Origin of the sequence: Streptacidiphilus jeojiense (assembly GCF_000719095.1) — a bacterium.
GTDB lineage: Bacteria > Actinomycetota > Actinomycetes > Streptomycetales > Streptomycetaceae > Streptacidiphilus > Streptacidiphilus jeojiensis.
Map to the genome: position 1 here is coordinate 181,378 of NZ_JOEH01000004.1, position 15,341 is coordinate 196,718.

A 15,341-nucleotide genomic window follows, 5' to 3' on the forward strand; every position below is an offset into this window, starting at 1 on the left:
CGTCCCCGGTGGGAGGTGGTCTACGCGCATTGGCTACGGGCGTAGATTTTGACGCTGGTTCGGGAGGGTTTGTCCGGTTCAGCCGGTGACCTCCACCTCCCGTCGGTCCGTGGGCAGTTCCGTGGTGGGGGTCGGCGGTCGGGTGTGCCGTACGGCGGTGCCGGCCAGGGCACCCACCAGGGCCAGGCCGGCGGTCACCCACATCGCCGCGCTGAAGCCGTCGGTGAAGGTCCGCGCCGAGGCGTAGCTGCCGGAGGTGGTGAAGACGGCCGCGCACAGGGCGACGCCGAAGACGCCGCCGAGTTGGCGGAGCATGTTGAAGGCGCCGGAGGCCTGGCCGATCTCGGCCGGGGCCACGGCGGTGACAACGGCCTTCTGTGCGCAGGGCATTGCCATGGAGATGCCCAGGCCGCTGATCAACAGCGGTGCGACCAGCCGGTCGTAGGGGAGCGAGGGGGTGGCCTCCAGCGCCAGCCATGCGCCGCCCGTCGCCTGCAGCAGCATCCCGGCGACCAGCAGCGGACGTTCGCCGAGGCGGTCGGCCAGGCTGCCGGCGACCGGGCCGCAGACCATCAGCACCCCGGTCCAGGTCATCAGCCGCAGCCCCGCCGCCAGCGGCCCGTGGCCGAGGGCGGTCTGCAGGTACTGCGCCAGGAAGAACAGGGTGCCGTAGAGGCCCGCGGTCAGGCAGAAGTTGGACGTGTTGGCGGCCGCGAAGGTGCGGTTGCGGAAGAAGCGCATCGGCAGCATCGGGGCCGCGCTGCGCAGCTCCCAGCCGACGAAGCCGACGCTCAGGGCCGCTCCGGCGACCAGCGCGCCGAGGACCTCCGCGCTGCCCCAGCCAGCGTCGTTGCCCCGGACCAGGCCCCAGACCAGGCCCAGCGCTCCGCCGGTGGCGAGGGCGACGCCGGCGGTGTCGAAGCGCACGGTGGGCCCGGTGCTCTCGTCCAGGCGCAGCCGGACCAGCACCACGGCGACCAGGCCGATCGGGATGTTGATCCAGAAGATCCACTGCCAGGCCAGCCCCTGCGCGACCGCTCCGCCGACGAAGGGGCCGCTGCAGGTGGCCAGCCCGGTCAGCCCGCTGAAGAGGCCGAGGGCGCGCCCCCGCTGCCGGGGCGGGAAGGCGGCGCTGAGGTGGGTCATCGCCAGCGGCAGCACCAGTGCCGCGCCCGCGCCCTGGACCGCGCGGGCGGCGATCAGCGCACCGATGCCGGGCGCCAGCGCGCAGGCCGCGGAGGCGGTGGTGAACAGGCCGAGGCCGACGGCGAGCATCCGGCGGCGGCCGTAGCGGTCCCCGAGGGCGGCGCCGGTCAGCAGCAGGACGGCGAAGCTGAGGATGTAGGCGTTGACGGTCCACTGGAGGGTCTCCAGGGAGGCGCCGAGATCGCGGCGGATCGTGCTGAGCGCCGTGGCGACCACGGTGCCGTCCATGGCGATCATGAAGGAGGAGGTCGAGGCCAGGGCGAGGACCCAGCGCTGTTTCGGGGTGCTGACGACGGAGGACATGCTCACTGCTCCTCGGAGCGATAGCGGTCGGGACGGGTGGCGAATCACCCGGTACCGATCCGGGGGGTCGCCCCGATTCACCGATGAGTTCCGCTCACCGCCGGGATCAGTACTCGTCGGGGCCGAGGACGGCACACACTGGGACCGATTAGGGATGGCGATGGCGATGGTGGAGACCATGGAGCGCAGCGAGGACTTCGTCCGGCTCACCGATCCGTTCCGGCGGGAGCTGCTGGCGCACTGCTACCGGATGCTGGGGTCGGTGCACGACGCCGAGGACCTGCTGCAGGAGACCATGCTGCGGGCCTGGAACTCCTTCGGGCGGTTCGAGGGGCGCTCCTCGCTGCGCACCTGGCTGTACCGGATCGCCACCAACGCCTGTCTGCGCGCGCTGGAGGGCCGCAGCCGGCGGCCGCTGCCGTCCGGGCTGGGGACGTCCAACAGCGCGCTGGACGGGCCGCTGCGCCGGCCGCTCCCGGAGGTGCCCTGGCTGCAGCCGATCCCGGACGCACTGATCGGCTTCGGGCCCGGTGGCACCGACCCCGCCGACCCGGCGGCCGTGGTCGCCTCGCGGGCCGGGGTGCGGTTGGCGCTGGTCGCGGCGCTGCAGTACCTGCCGCCGCGGCAGCGGGCGGTGCTGATCCTGCGCGAGGTGCTGGACTGGCGGGCGGCCGAGGTGGCCGAGCTGCTCGGGGTCTCGGTGTTCGCCGTCAACAGCCTGCTGCAGCGGGCCAGGGCCCAGATCGACCAGGCCGCGCTGGCCGAGGAGCGGGTGCGCGAGCCGCGCGACCCGCGCCGCCGGGCCCTGCTGGACAGCTATGCCGCCGCGTTCGAGGCCGGGGACATGGTCGCGGTGAGCCGGCTGCTGGCGCGGGACGTGGTGCTGGAGATGCCGCCGCACCCGGACTGGTTCAGCGGGCGGGACGCGGCGGTGCGGTTCCTGTCCACCCGGGTCCTGATCACCTCGCAGCGGATCCGGGCGGTGCGGACCGCGGCCAACGGGCAGCCCGCGCTGGCGACCTACCGGCTGGATCCGGACGGCAGCCTGCACGCGCACTCCATCCAGGTGCTGACGCTGGATCAGGACGGCGGCGCGGTCACCCGGATCAACGCCTTCCAGGACCTGTCGCTGTTCCCGGTGTTCGGGCTGGAACGGGTCCGCCCCGCCGAGGAGCGGACCTCGGCGGGGCGGGGCGTTGCGGTGGACGGGCCGGCTACGGGTAGCTGACCAGGTCCGCCACGTTGGTGGAGGAGTTGGACGGGCCTCCGGTGCTGTTGACGATGTGGCTGATGGTGCCGACGCCGCCGAGCGACACGGTGACCATGTCGTGCAGCTTCACGCCGGAGACCTGCGGGACCTCGATGGCGTGGTCCGCCACGACCGAGGAGTTGACGTTGAAGTAGCAGTACACGCCCAGCCCCCAGGCCTCGTGGCTGGTGACCCCGGCGGCCACCTTGTAGGCGGCGTAGCCGTTGGTGCTGCCGTTCATCCAACTGGCCTGGTTCGGCGGGTCGTACGGGAGCTCGTTCTGCAGGAAGTAGGTGCGGCCCCCGTTCCCGTTCCAGAGCACCGCGTACTGCTGGTAGTGCTCGGCGGCCAGCCCGTACATGGTGACGTTGGCGCCGTTGACGACCAGGCCGTTCTGCGCGGTGTTGGAGGTCCAGCCGACCCCGCTGCCGTGGTCGGCGCGCCACAGCCAGAAGTCGTCGCCGATCACGTTGTTGCTGTTGACCTGCACGCTGACGGTCGCCTTGCCGACGGCCGCGCCGCCGATGCGGGCGAAGACGTCGGACAGCACGGTCGGGTCGGCGCTGTGGTCGGCGGTCGAACCGGTCGGGCCGACCTGCAGCAGCACCGGGGAGTTGGTGGTCCCGGCGTCGAACAGCAGCCCGCCGATGCGGATGCCGTTGACGTCGGCGGTGGACATCGCGGTGACGCCGTTGTCGGCCTCCAGCGTGGCCAGGCCGAGGCCGAGCACCACGGTGTCGGCCCGGGTCACCCTGATGGTGTCGGTGAGGTGGTAGACGCCCGGGGTGAACAGCAGGTTCTGACCGGCCGCCAGCGCCGCGTTGATGGTGGCCGCGGTGTCGGTCGGCTTGGCGATGTAGAACTGGCTGATCGGCAGCGAGGTGCCGGCCGTGTTGCCGGTGGCGGACCAGGTGCTGCCGCTGCTGTTGGTCCGGTCACTGGGGACGAAGACCTGGTAGTTGCCGGAGGAGTCGACGTAGAGGTACGGCTTCTCGGCGATGGTCGGGGTCTGCGCGACCGTGGTGTAGGGCGGGCTGGGGAAGCTGTTCGAGGGCGCGTTGGTGTCGCCGACGAAGACCATGTTCCAGTTGGAGCCGGTCCAGCTGCCCCAGGAGCTGTTGCGTGACAGCCACTGCTGCTGGCTGCCGGAGTTGATCTGCCCGTTGATCTGCGAGTCGCTCAGCGAACCGCCGCTGGACCAGCCGCCGTTGTCGTCCAGCACCATGTTGCCGGTGACGTGCACCCGGCGCATCGGCGAGGCCTGCGAGACGGCCCACTTGACCGTCCCGCTGGACGGGCTGTCGGTGAGGTTCTCGACGGAGCGCCAGAAGTTCTGGGTGGCGTTGCCGCCGTCCCACTGCGCGTCGGCGTTGACGCCGCCGCCGGTGATGGTGACCTGGTTGGGGTTCTGGCCGAGGCCCAGTACCTGGGTGTAGAAGCCCACCGGGACGTTGACGTTGTACGAGCCGGGCTTGAACAGCAGGGCGTAGCGCTGGGTGCCGAACTGGTTGGTCTGCTGGCTGTTGTAGACCGCGTCGATCTGGCTCTGGATGGTGGCGCTGGACTCCGACGGGTCGAAGGTCAGCACGTTGGAGCCGAAGTCCGGGGTGCCGGCCGGCGGTGTCGTCGTCCCGCCCCCGGCGGTGGTGGTGAGGTTGAACGACTGGGCGGCGGTGCCGTTGCAGGTGTACTGCTGCAGCTGGACGCTGTCGGCGGTGGAGGCCGACGGGGTGTCCAGGCACTTGCCGCTGTTGCGGTTGACGAAGTGGTAGCTGCCGCTGGCCTCGGCGACCGGCAGCCACTGCTGGTTGTTGCCGCCGCCGTAGGCCCACAGCTGGACCAGGGCGCTGTCGGCGGTGGAGACGTTGGTGACGTCCCACACCTGCGCGGCGCTGTTGGCGCTGCCGACCTGGTAGTAGCCGCCGCTGGTGGCGGTGAAGACCCACTGCTGGGCGGTGGTGCCGTTGCAGGTGTACTGCTGGACCGCGGTGCCGTTGGCGGTGGCCGCGGCGGCGGCGTCGACGCACTTGCCGCTGTTGACGTTGGTGACGGTGTAGGTCGTCCCGGAGCTGACGGTCGCCGAGGCGGCCGAGGCGGAGGGGACGAGCGCGACGGTCAGACCGCCGGCGACCAGCGCCGACGCGGCTATCGCCGCGCGCGCCTTCTGAGCTTTTCGCATGGGTGCCTTCCAAGGGGTCGTCGGGGTGACGACGGGTTGCGCGCGGGCGGGGTCAGCTCGGGATGGTCCACTGCTGGTTGGCGCTGTCGGCGCAGGTCCAGATCTGCAGCCGGGTGCCGTTGGCCGAGCTGGGCCCGGTGGCGTCGAGGCACTTGCCGGAGGCCGTGTTGACCAGTTCGCCGTTGCTCTGGTGCGTCCACTGCTGGGCGCCGGTGCCGTTGCAGTCGTACAGCTGGATCTGGGTGCCGTTGGCGGTGCCGGCCGCGGTGACGTCCATGCACTTGCCGAGCGCCTGCAGCGAGCCGTTGGCGGCGACGGTCCAGCTCTGCGCGCCGGTGCCGTTGCAGTCGTAGAGCTGGACCGCGGTGCCGTTGGCGGTGGCGGCGCCGGCGACGTCCACGCACTTGCCGCCGTAGCCGGTGATCGCGCCGGTCGGCGCGGTGGTGCCACCGCCGCCGCTGCTGCCGCCGGTCAGCCCGTTGAAGATGGAGGCGAACTGGTAGGTGCTCTGCGCGGTGCCGCTGCAGGTGTCGGAGTAGGTGCCGATCGCGGCGCAGGCCTTGTCACGGCCCAGCGACCAGTACGACAGCTCCTGGATGCCGTTGCTCGCGGCGAAGCTCTCCAGGCTGGAGGCGTTGGCGGTGCTGAACACCTCGTTGGTGGAGTCGTTGACCCCGAGCATCGGGGTGTTCCCCTCCATGGCCCAGAGCTGGGCCGAGGTCTTGCTGGTCCAGATCGCGCCGAGCTGGCTGTGCAGCCCGTTGGCGGCGCTGATCGCGGCCGCGCCCATGTCCTCGTTGGGCCCGTAGTCCATGGTCATGATGTTGACCAGGTTGACGTTGAGGTTGTGGCTCTTGGCGTTGTTCAGCAGGCTGAGCGAGTTGGACTCCAGGCCGGACGGGTCCACCGGCAGGGTGTAGTCCACCGACAGCGTCTTCCCCGAAGCGGCGTACGCGGTCTGCAGGTTGGCCAGCGCCTGGTTGCGGCGGTCGTTGGCGGCGGTGTCGTCCAGCGCCGCGCCCTCGACGTCCAGGTCGACCCGGGTCAGGTTGAGCGTGTCGATGACCGTCTTGTACGCGGCCTGCAGCGAGGCGACGGTGGTGCAGGCCTGGGCCAGCTCGGTCCCGGACGCTCCGCCGAAGGAGGCGATGACGTCGCCGCCGGAGGCCCGCAGCGTGTTGATGGCGCTGGTCCAGCTCGCGTCCGAGATCGAGGTGTCGCCGTTGTAGGTCGGGGTGCAGCCGCTGCCGGCGATGACGAAGGCCAGGGTGAAGTACTTCAGCCCGGTGGCGGACTCGGCGGAGGCCATCGCGGAGGGGGAGTTCCAGGTCTCCACGTAGGGCGCGGCGTAGTGCGCCGGGAAGCCCGGGCCCGGGTTGGCGGCCGCGTGCGCGGCGCCGCTGCCACTGAGCACCAGTCCGGCTGCGGCCAGCGGGACGACGAGTGCGGCGGTGACGGCTGATCGGGCTCTGGGCATGCTGAACCTGAGCATGGCGGTGTCCTCCTGGGGACGGTGGGGGTGCGCCCGGGGACGGTGGGGGTGTTGCCCCGGGCAGGCCGACGAGCGTTCAGGAAATGAACGCAGTGAGCGCTCTCTCGGCAACTGTGCTCAGGGCCTGATTGAACTCATGTCACATGGCCACGTCAATGGTCTGGGCCAATTTGAGTTGGTAATCCGGGCGTTGTTACATCCGTCTGCCCAGCTCACCCCGGGTGCTGTGAACTTCGATCGGGATCACGACCGTTGAATGGTCGTCAAGTGTTTCTGAGAGCGCTCTCATTTTCAGCGATCAACACTCAGCGGAAGGACAACAGTCACGGCGGTCACACTCTTCGGGTGTCGGGCGTCAGAGGGGTGAGTGCCCCACCACGAAGGAGAAGTCATGAACGTCACAGTCTTCGGTGCCACCGGCGGGGTCGGCGGACAGATCGTCCGGCAGGCCCTGGACGCCGGGCACCAGGTCACCGCCGTGGTGCGGGAGAAGGCCAGGCTGCCGCTGGTCGACCCCGGGCTGCGGATCGTCACCGCCGACGTCACCGACGGCTGGTCGCTGGTCCCGCACCTGACCGGGCGGGACGCGGTGCTCTCCGGCCTCGGGCCGCACGGCCGCAGGTCGCCCGGGATCGCCGGGGCCGCCACCGCGGCGATCGTCCAGGCCATGGGCGCCGCCGAGGTCCGTCGGATCGTGGTGATCAGCGCCGCCCCGCTCTTCCCGGTCCCGGAGCACGACGCGCTGCTGCTGCGCTACCTGGCCACCCCGATGATCCGGAGGGTGCTCAAGGGCGTCTACGCGGACCTGGCGGACATGGAGGCCACGCTGGCCGCCTCCGACCTGGAGTGGACCTCGTTCCGGCCGCCCCAGCTCAAGGACGCGCCGCTGACCGGCGGCTACCGCCGGACCGTCGGCGCCGCGGTGCCCAAGGGCTGGTCCATCTCCCGGGCCGACGTCGCCCACGCCATGCTCGCCGCGCTGGACGACCCGGCCACGGTCAAGCAGCCGGTGGGGATCGCCTACTGACCGCCCGACAGCAAATCGGTGGTGCGCGCCTGGAGCCACTGCTCCACCGCCGAGACGTGCAGCATCGCGGCGGAGGCGGCGAGCTGGCCGTCGTGGGCCTCCAGGGCGCGGAGGATGGCCTCGTGCTCCCGGTGCACCGACTCCAGCGCAGTGGCCAGGTGGGCGCCGCGGACGATGCGGACCCGCTGGGTGTGCGTGGACAGGGTGTCCAGCAGCAGCGACAGAACCGGGTTGCCGACGGTGTCCACGATCGCCCGGTGGAAGGCGATGTCCCAGGCGATGAAGGTCTCCACGCTGTCGGCCTTCATGCTGCTCTCCAGCACCACCCGCAGCGCCGCCAGGCCCTCGTCGGTGATCCGGTGTGCCGCCAGCGCCGTCGCCTGCGGCTCCAGCAGCCGCCGCACCTCCAGGAGTTGGGCCGCCGAGTCGCCGTGCGAGACGTCCGCGACGAAGGACAGCTCCTCCAGCAGCAGCTGCGGCTCCAGGCTGGAGACATAGGTGCCGTCGCCCTGCCTGCTGATCAGGATCCGCATCGCGGTGAGTGCCCTGACCGCCTCCCGCAGCGAGTTGCGGGAGATCCCGAGCTGGACCGCCAGGTCCTCCTCGCGCGGCAGCCGGGCGCCGGCCGGCAGCAGGCCGGTGACGATCATCTCCTTGATCCGGGCGATCGCCTCGTCGGTGACGGCCATGGCACTCCTCGGGTCGGTCGGTACTACTCCTGCTGCTCGCCGGCGGCGAAGCGGGAGATGATCAGCGCGAGGATGATGATCGCGCCGTTCAGGAACTGGTTCCACAGCGGGGGCACCCCGGCCAGGGTCATCACATTGACGACCAGCTGCAGGGTGAGCACCCCGGTCAGCGCGCCGAACAGGGTGCCGCGGCCGCCGTTCAGGCTGACCCCGCCGATCACCGTCGCCGCGAAGACCTGGAAGATCCAGCCGCTGCCCTGGTCCGCCGAGATCGAGCCGTAGTGGCCGGTGTAGAGAATACCGGCGAAAGCAGCCAGTACCCCGCCGATGACCAGCACCGACCACACCGCCCGGTCCACCCTGATACCCGCGGTGCGGGCCGCCTCGGTGTTGCCGCCGATGGCGTACAGCGCCCGGCCGTGCCTGAGCCAGCCCATGGCCAGGCCGCCGACCAGGAACAGCAGCGCGCAGACCCAGATCGAGGCCGGCGCCCCCAGCCAGGAGGCCCGGCCCAGGTAGGTGAAGGAGCTGGGCAGCTCCACGATGGACTGGCCCCGGGAGACCGCGATCTGCAGCCCGCGGAGCATGGTCAGGGCGCCCAGGGTGACGATGAAGCCGTTCAGCCGCAGCTTCAGGATCAGGAAGCCGTTCAGCCCGCCGATCAGCGCGCCCACCAGCAGGCAGAGCGGGATCGCGGTCCAGGTCGGCATCAGGGCCAGCCCCTGGAACCGGCCGCCGTGCTGGGGCAGCACCAGCCACACCGCGATCACCGGGGCGACGCCGATGGTGGACTCCAGCGACAGGTCCATCCGCCCCGAGATCAGGATCAGTGCCTCGGCCAGCACCAGCAGGCTCAGCTCGGTGGCCTGCTGGGCCACCCCGAGCAGATTGGCCGAGGTCAGGAAGGCCGGCGAGACGATGAAGCCGATCACGCACATCACCAGCAGCACCGGGATCAGCGACAGCTCCCGGTAGCGGGCGAAGGAGAAGCCGTCCCGGGCGGCCGCCGGTTCGGAGCCGGTGCCGGTCCCCGCGCCGGCCCCTGAGCCGGCTGCCGGTGCGGCCGGCGCGGCGGCGGCGGCCTCCGCCTTCGGGGCGAGCTCACTGCTGGACATCGTCGTTCTCCCTCTCGGTCTCGTTCCGGTGCCCGCTCTGGTGCGTACCGGCGGCCATCCCCTCCATGGCGGCCACCAGCTGTTCGTCGGTCCAGCCGGGGCCGAACTCGGCGACCACCCCGCCGTGGAACATGGCCACCACCCGGTCGCAGCCGCGCAGGTCGTCCAGCTCGTCGGAGACCACCAGCGCCGAACGGCCCTGGTCGGCCACCCGGCGGATCCTGGCCAGCAGGAACTCCTTGGACTTCACATCGACGCCGTTGGTGGGGCGGATCGCCACCAGCACCTGCGGGTCGGTGGCCAGTGCCCTGGCAACCACCACCTTCTGCTGGTTGCCCCCGGACAGGGCCGAGACCGGAGTGTCCGACCTCGGTGTCTTGATGTCCAGGTCCGTGACCATCCGCTGGGCGAACTCCCGGATCCGCGACGGCAGTACGGTGCCGTAGCGGCCCAGCTGGTCGCTGACCGTCAGGGTGGCGTTCTCCGCCACGCTGCGCTGCAGCACCAGTCCCTGGGCCCGGCGGTCCTCGGGCACCAGGCCGACCCCGGCGGCCAGCGCCGCCGGGACGTCGCCGCCGCGCACCGCCTCGCCGGCCACCTCGATCCGGCCGGACCTGGCCCGGTGCAGCCCGGCCAGGGTCTCGCCGAGCCGGACGTTGCCGCTGGCCGCGCCGCCGGCCAGGCCGAGCACCTCGCCGGCGTGCAGCGAGAGGGTGACGTCCTGGAAGGCACCGGGCAGGGTGAGGCCGGTGACCCGCAGCAGTTCGGCGCCCTTCCCGGTCCCGGTCGCGGCCCCGGCCGCGCCGGCGGGGGCGGCCGTCGGGGCCGGCTGCTCGCCGGTCATCGCCTCCACCAGGGCGTCGGGGCTGAGCCCGGCCACCCCGGTGGTGAGGATGTGCCGGGCGTCCCGGTAAACGGTGACCGTGGTGCACAGCTCGAACACCTCGGCCAGGTGGTGCGAGATGAACAGGAAGGCCACGCCCCGCTGCTGGAGCTCGCGGAGCTTGCCGAAGAGCCGGTCGATGCCCCGGGCGTCCAGCTTGGCCGTGGGCTCGTCCAGCACGATGAACCGGGCGCCGAAGGACAGCGCCCGGGCGATCTCCACGAACTGCCGCTGCTCCACCGTCAGTTCCCTGGCCCGCCGGGCCGGGTCGATGTCGACGCCGTACTCGGTGAGCAGGTCGGCGGCGCGGCGGCGCAGTTCGCGCCAGCGGATCGGGCGTGGCGCTGCGGCGCTCTGCCTGTTCAAGAAGAGGTTCTCGGCGACGCTGAGGTCCGGGAGGATGGTGGAGTGCTGGTAGACGCAGGCCACCCGGGCCCGCCAGGCGTCGGTGTCGCCGAGGGCCGGGGCGGGCTCGCCGTGGAAGCGCAGGCTGCCGCTGTCGGGGCGCTGCATCCCGGTGAGGACGGAGACCAGGGTCGACTTGCCGGCCCCGTTCCGCCCCACCAGGGCGTGCGACTCGCCCGGCCGGACCGTGATCCGGGCCTGGTGGAGCGCGACGGTGGCGCCGTAGCGCTTGGAGATCCCGGTGGCCTCCACGACGGGGGCCGGGAGCTCCGGTTCTGGCTCCAGGGCTGGTTCGGGCACTCGGTCCGGCACGGGGTTGCCGTCCTTTCGCTGGGGTGCTGCGGCGCTGGGTGCGCCGTGGACGAGGCGCCGGTCACTTGCCGATGGTGTTGCCCCACAGCGTCTTGTCGTCGACGTTGGCCTTGGTCACCAGCGGGGCCGGCAGCTGGTCCTCCAGCCCGTTGGGCAGCTGGATGATGGTGGAGTTGTGGTCGGTCGGGCCCGGCTTGAAGGTCTTGCCCTGGACCGCGGCCTCCGCGTAGTACAGCGCGTACTTGGCGTAGAGGTCGGCCGGCTGGGAGATGGTGGCGTCGATCTGGCCCTTGCGGATGGCGTCGAACTCGGCCGGGATGCCGTCGTTGGAGATGATGGTGATGTGCCCGGCGGTGCCGGCCGGCTTGAGCAGCCCCTTCTGCTGCAGCAGGGCCAGCGTGGGCTGCAGGAACACCCCGCCGGCCTGCATGTAGAGGCCGTTGATGTCGGGGTGCTGGGCGAGCAGGGTCTGCAGCTTGCTGGAGGCGACCGAGCCGTCCCAGTTGGTGACCAGCGGGTAGACGGTGATGCCGGGGAAGTTCTGCTTCATGCAGGAGGCGAAGGCCTCGGAGCGGTCCCGGCCGTTGATCGAGGTGAGGTCGCCCTCGAACTCGGCGACCTTGCCCTTGCCGGCCAGCTGCTTGCCCAGGAACTGGCAGGCGTTGGTGCCGTAGGCGCGGTTGTCGGCGCGCACCACCATGTAGACCTTGCCCTTGTCGGGCCGGGTGTCGACGCTCACCACCGGGATGTTCTTGGCGGCCAGGGCGTCCAGGGTGGAGGCGATGGCCCCGGTGTCCTGCGGCGCCATCACCACGGCCTTGGCCCCGGTGTTCTCAAAGACCTGGACGTTGGCCACCAGCTTGGTGATGTCGTTCTGCGAGTTGCTGATGGGCAGGGTGGCGTCACCGTCGGCGGCGACGAACTTGTTGATGTACTGGGCGTAGGAGTTCCAGAAGTCCGAGTCGGAGCGCGGCAGGTCGATGCCTATCGGCGACTTGGCCGCACCGCCCGAGGCGGAGCTGGTGGTGCTGCCCCGGTTGCAGGCGGTGGCGAGTGCGGCGACGGCGAGGACGGTGGCTGCTGCGGCTGCGGTGCGGGATCCTGCGAGCTTCATTGCTCACTCTTTTCTCTGCCTGTGCGATCGGTGTGCAGCGGCTGGGCGCAACGGAGAATACGAGGGTGGAAGCGGGGCCGACAAGGGGTGTCCTCCGATGAATTTTCCGGAAACTGGAGGGCGCCCGTCCGAAACTCCCCGGAGCTGCGCAAAAGCCGTTGGCGCTGACGGAAAATTGCTGACGGCGACCGGGGCCACCGGACCGCACTGAGACGTTTTCCGGCAAGTCCTCCGATGAATACTTGTGGGGACGGCGGGGGCTGGGTAGAGTTCCCGGCAGTTGCGGAACGAGCCGGGAGAACCCGCCTCCGCTGCTTCCTGATGGAACCTCAAGAATGGGCACACAGCGTGAAGTTGATGCGCATGGGACCGGTCGGTCAGGAGCGCCCGGCGCTCCTCGGCGCGGACGGGGTGCTGCGGGACCTCTCCGGCCTCACCCCCGACATCGACGGCGCGTTCCTGGCCGACGGCGGGGTCGAGCGGGTGCGCGCGGCGCTGGCCGCGGGATCGCTGCCGCCGCTGGACGGCACCGGGCTGCGCACCGGCGCGCCGCTGGCCCGGCCCGGGAAGGTGGTCTGCATCGGTCTCAACTACCGCGACCACGCCGAGGAGACCGGAGCGGCGATCCCGCCCAGGCCGGTGGTCTTCATGAAGGACCCCGGCACGGTGGTGGGCCCGTACGACCCGGTGCTGATCCCCAGGGGGTCGGTGAAGACCGACTGGGAGGTGGAGCTGGCGGTGGTGATCGGCCGCCGGGCCCGCTACCTGGACTCGCCCGCCGAGGCGCTGGAGGCCGTGGCCGGCTACGCCGTCAGCAACGACGTGTCCGAGCGCGAGTTCCAGCTGGAGTACTCCGGCCAGTGGGACCTCGGCAAGTCCTGCGAGAGCTTCAACCCGCTCGGCCCCTGGCTGGTCACCGCGGACGAGGTCGCCGACCCGCAGGACCTGGGGCTGGCGCTGTCGGTGAACGGCACCGAGCGGCAGCGGTCCGGCACCAAGAACATGATCTTCACGGTGGCGCACATCGTCCACTACCTGAGCCAGTACCTGGTGCTGGAGCCCGGGGACGTGATCAACACCGGCACCCCGGCCGGCGTCGCCCTCGGCCTGCCCGACCACCCCTACCTGCGGCCCGGCGACGTCATGGAGCTCTCCATCGACGGCCTCGGCAGCCAGCGGCAGACCCTCGTCCCGGCATGAGCCCGGGCACGAGCCCGCACAGCCCACGGATGAGCCCGAGCCCCGGTCCGAGCACGAGAGGCCCCAGCATGCCCGCAGCAGCGGCGCGCGTCATCGCCGTCGACACCTACGACATCCGCTTCCCCACCTCGCGGTCGTTGGACGGTTCGGACGCGATGAACCCCGACCCCGACTACTCCGCCGCCTACCTGGTGCTGCGCACCGACGCCGGCGACGGTCTCGAGGGCCACGGCTTCAGCTTCACCATCGGCCGCGGCAACGAGGTCCAGGTCGCCGCGATCGACGCGCTGCGCCCGCATGTGCTCGGACGCTCCGTCAGCGAGCTGTGCGCCGATCCCGGGACGCTGTCCCGCGCCCTGATCGGCGACAGCCAGCTGCGCTGGCTCGGCCCGGAGAAGGGGGTGATGCACATGGCGATCGGCGCCGTCGTCAACGCCGTCTGGGACCTCGCCGCCAAGGCGGCCGGCAAGCCGCTGTGGCAGTTCCTCGCCGACGCCGACCCGGCCTGGCTGGTCAGTCAGGTGGACTTCCGCTACATCGCCGACGCGCTCACCCCCGACGAGGCACTGGAGCTGCTGACCCGCGGCCGGGCCGGCCGGGCCGCCCGCGAGGCGGTGCTGCGCGCCGAGGGCTACCCCGCCTACACCACCTCGCCGGGCTGGCTCGGCTACTCCGACGAGAAGCTGACCCGGCTGGCCCAGCAGGCGCTGGCGGACGGCTTCACCCAGATCAAGCTGAAGGTCGGCGCCGACCTGGCCGACGACATCCGCCGCTGCCGCACCGCCAGGGCGGCCGTCGGCCCGGACATCAGGATGGCCGTCGACGCCAACCAGCGCTGGAACGTCGACGAGGCGATCCGGTGGACCCGGGCCCTGGGCGAGTTCGACCCGTACTGGATCGAGGAGCCCACCAGCCCGGACGACGTCCTCGGGCACGCCGCGATCCGGGCCGCGGTCGCCCCGGTGAAGGTGGCCACCGGCGAGCACGTGCAGAACCGGGTGGTGTTCAAGCAGCTGCTCCAGGCCGGGGCGATCGACGTGCTGCAACTGGACGCGGCCCGGGTCGGCGGGGTCAACGAGAACCTGGCGATCCTGCTGCTCGCGGCCAGGTTCGGCGTCCCGGTGTGCCCGCACGCCGGCGGGGTCGGGCTGTGCGAGCTGGTCCAGCACCTGTCCATGTTCGACTTCGTCGCGCTGACCGGCACCACCGAGGACCGGGTCATCGAGTACGTGGACCATCTGCACGAGCACTTCCTGGACCCGGTCGAGATCCGGCGCGGCCACTACCGGGCCCCCACCGGGCCCGGCTTCTCCGCCCAGATGCGCCCGGAGTCGATCCTCCAGTACAGCTATCCGGACGGTGCCTTCTGGGCCGCCGACCTCCGCGACCAACCTCAGGAGATCCCCGCATGAGCGAACTCACCGGACTGCGAGCCCTGGTCACCGGCGGGTCCTCCGGCATCGGCCTGGCGACGGCGCTGCTGCTCGCCGACCGCGGGGCGGCGGTCGCCGTCCTGGACCGGGGGATCGACGACCTGCCCAAGGAGCTCCAGGGCTTCCGCGCCGACGTCACCGACGACGCCCAGGTGCGGGCCGCCGTGGCGGCCGCAGCCGAGGCGCTGGGCGGGCTCGACCTGCTGGTCAACAACGCCGGCATCGGCGCGGCCGGCACCGTCGAGTCCAACCCCGACCAGGAGTGGCACCGGGTGCTGGACGTCAATGTGCTCGGCATGGTGCGCACCAGCCGCGCCGCTCTGCCCTACCTGCGCGCCTCGGCGCACGCCGCGGTGGTCAACACCTGCAGCATCGCCGCCACCGCCGGGCTGCCCCAGCGGGCGCTCTACAGCGCCAGCAAGGGCGCGGTGCTCTCGCTCACCCTGGCCATGGCGGCCGACCACGTCCGCGAGGGCATCCGGGTGAACTGCGTCAACCCCGGGACGGCGGACACCCCCTGGGTCGGCCGGCTGCTGGACGCCGCCGAGGACCCGGCCGCCGAGCGGGCCGCACTGATGGCCCGTCAGCCGCAGGGCCGGCTGGTCACCGCGGAGGAGGTGGCCGCCGCGATCGCCTACCTGCTGAGCCCGGCCGCCGGATCGGTCACCGGTACCGCGCTGGCGGTCGACGGTGGTATGCAGGGCCTGCGGCTCCGGCCGCTCGCCGAGAGCTGA

At 71.5% G+C, this 15,341-nt stretch carries 12 protein-coding genes; 5 read left to right on the forward strand and 7 right to left on the reverse strand.

All coding sequences use genetic code 11. The annotated features are described in order from the left end of the window. Nucleotides 1-78: 78 nt before the first annotated feature. Entirely contained in the window at nt 79-1,509 is a 1,431-nt protein-coding gene (locus IF29_RS0105740; protein ID WP_030250474.1) for a DHA2 family efflux MFS transporter permease subunit, read from the reverse strand. Between the two features lie 160 nt (nt 1,510-1,669). On the opposite strand from IF29_RS0105740, the gene IF29_RS0105745 reads away from it, so the two are divergent. Then, entirely contained in the window at nt 1,670-2,737 is a 1,068-nt protein-coding gene (locus tag IF29_RS0105745; RefSeq protein ID WP_198037308.1) for a sigma-70 family RNA polymerase sigma factor, read from the forward strand. Here the strand turns inward: IF29_RS0105745 and IF29_RS0105750 are convergent. Beyond that, nucleotides 2,724-4,937, reverse strand: coding sequence for an RICIN domain-containing protein (locus IF29_RS0105750; protein ID WP_030250480.1), 2,214 nt, complete (start codon nt 4,935-4,937; stop codon nt 2,724-2,726). The genes IF29_RS0105745 and IF29_RS0105750 overlap by 14 nt on opposite strands. Nucleotides 4,938-4,989: 52 nt before the next feature. After that, a complete protein-coding gene (locus tag IF29_RS0105755; RefSeq protein WP_030250482.1) occupies nt 4,990-6,414 on the reverse strand; it encodes a chitinase in 1,425 nt (474 codons plus the stop codon). A 406-nt stretch (nt 6,415-6,820) separates the two neighbouring features. Between IF29_RS0105755 and IF29_RS0105760 the strand changes: the two genes are divergently transcribed. Further along, a complete protein-coding gene (locus IF29_RS0105760) occupies nt 6,821-7,456 on the forward strand; it encodes an NAD(P)-dependent oxidoreductase (RefSeq protein ID WP_030250485.1) in 636 nt (211 codons plus the stop codon). Here the strand turns inward: IF29_RS0105760 and IF29_RS0105765 are convergent. The 4 genes from IF29_RS0105765 to IF29_RS0105780 form a co-directional block, all read right to left on the reverse strand. Beyond that, nucleotides 7,450-8,145 carry a FadR/GntR family transcriptional regulator gene (locus IF29_RS0105765; RefSeq protein ID WP_030250488.1) on the reverse strand — a complete coding sequence of 232 codons (696 nt, stop codon included), beginning with the start codon at nt 8,143-8,145 and terminating at the stop codon, nt 7,450-7,452. The genes IF29_RS0105760 and IF29_RS0105765 overlap by 7 nt on opposite strands. A gap of 23 nt (nt 8,146-8,168) precedes the next feature. Continuing rightward, nucleotides 8,169-9,260, reverse strand: coding sequence for an ABC transporter permease (locus tag IF29_RS0105770; protein WP_084713606.1), 1,092 nt, complete (start codon nt 9,258-9,260; stop codon nt 8,169-8,171). After that, nucleotides 9,247-10,860 carry a sugar ABC transporter ATP-binding protein gene (locus tag IF29_RS0105775; protein WP_051724941.1) on the reverse strand — a complete coding sequence of 538 codons (1,614 nt, stop codon included), beginning with the start codon at nt 10,858-10,860 and terminating at the stop codon, nt 9,247-9,249. The genes IF29_RS0105770 and IF29_RS0105775 overlap by 14 nt, the downstream gene beginning before the upstream one ends. A 61-nt stretch (nt 10,861-10,921) precedes the next feature. After that, on the reverse strand, nt 10,922-11,974 hold the full coding sequence (locus IF29_RS0105780; protein WP_030250495.1) for a sugar ABC transporter substrate-binding protein: 1,053 nt from the start codon (nt 11,972-11,974) through the stop codon (nt 10,922-10,924). Between the two features lie 348 nt (nt 11,975-12,322). Here IF29_RS0105780 and IF29_RS0105785 point away from each other — a divergent pair, with 348 nt between their 5' ends. From IF29_RS0105785 to IF29_RS0105795, 3 genes are read left to right on the forward strand one after another with little or no spacing between them, the layout of a single operon-like run. Beyond that, nucleotides 12,323-13,174 (forward strand): fumarylacetoacetate hydrolase family protein, encoded by an 852-nt coding sequence (locus IF29_RS0105785; RefSeq protein WP_030250498.1) that lies wholly within the window; start codon nt 12,323-12,325, stop codon nt 13,172-13,174. A gap of 29 nt (nt 13,175-13,203) precedes the next feature. Then, complete coding sequence (locus IF29_RS0105790) at nt 13,204-14,586, forward strand: L-fuconate dehydratase (protein WP_030250499.1); 1,383 nt, start codon at nt 13,204-13,206, stop codon at nt 14,584-14,586. Further along, nucleotides 14,583-15,341: an SDR family NAD(P)-dependent oxidoreductase gene (locus tag IF29_RS0105795; RefSeq protein ID WP_030250502.1), complete on the forward strand. Its 759-nt coding sequence runs from the start codon at nt 14,583-14,585 to the stop codon at nt 15,339-15,341. The genes IF29_RS0105790 and IF29_RS0105795 overlap by 4 nt, the downstream gene beginning before the upstream one ends.

Excerpts from the sequence above, each read along its gene's own strand:
- IF29_RS0105740 (WP_030250474.1), bottom strand. The coding sequence starts at position 1,509 with ATGTCCTCCGTCGTCAGCACCCCGAAACAGCGCTGGGTCCTCGCCCTG.
- IF29_RS0105745 (WP_198037308.1), top strand. The coding sequence starts at position 1,670 with ATGGCGATGGTGGAGACCATGGAGCGCAGCGAGGACTTCGTCCGGCTC.
- IF29_RS0105750 (WP_030250480.1), bottom strand. The coding sequence starts at position 4,937 with ATGCGAAAAGCTCAGAAGGCGCGCGCGGCGATAGCCGCGTCGGCGCTG.
- IF29_RS0105755 (WP_030250482.1), bottom strand. The coding sequence starts at position 6,414 with ATGCCCAGAGCCCGATCAGCCGTCACCGCCGCACTCGTCGTCCCGCTG.
- IF29_RS0105760 (WP_030250485.1), top strand. The coding sequence starts at position 6,821 with ATGAACGTCACAGTCTTCGGTGCCACCGGCGGGGTCGGCGGACAGATC.
- IF29_RS0105765 (WP_030250488.1), bottom strand. The coding sequence starts at position 8,145 with ATGGCCGTCACCGACGAGGCGATCGCCCGGATCAAGGAGATGATCGTC.
- IF29_RS0105770 (WP_084713606.1), bottom strand. The coding sequence starts at position 9,260 with ATGTCCAGCAGTGAGCTCGCCCCGAAGGCGGAGGCCGCCGCCGCCGCG.
- IF29_RS0105780 (WP_030250495.1), bottom strand. The coding sequence starts at position 11,974 with ATGAAGCTCGCAGGATCCCGCACCGCAGCCGCAGCAGCCACCGTCCTC.
- IF29_RS0105790 (WP_030250499.1), top strand. The coding sequence starts at position 13,204 with ATGAGCCCGAGCCCCGGTCCGAGCACGAGAGGCCCCAGCATGCCCGCA.
- IF29_RS0105795 (WP_030250502.1), top strand. The coding sequence starts at position 14,583 with ATGAGCGAACTCACCGGACTGCGAGCCCTGGTCACCGGCGGGTCCTCC.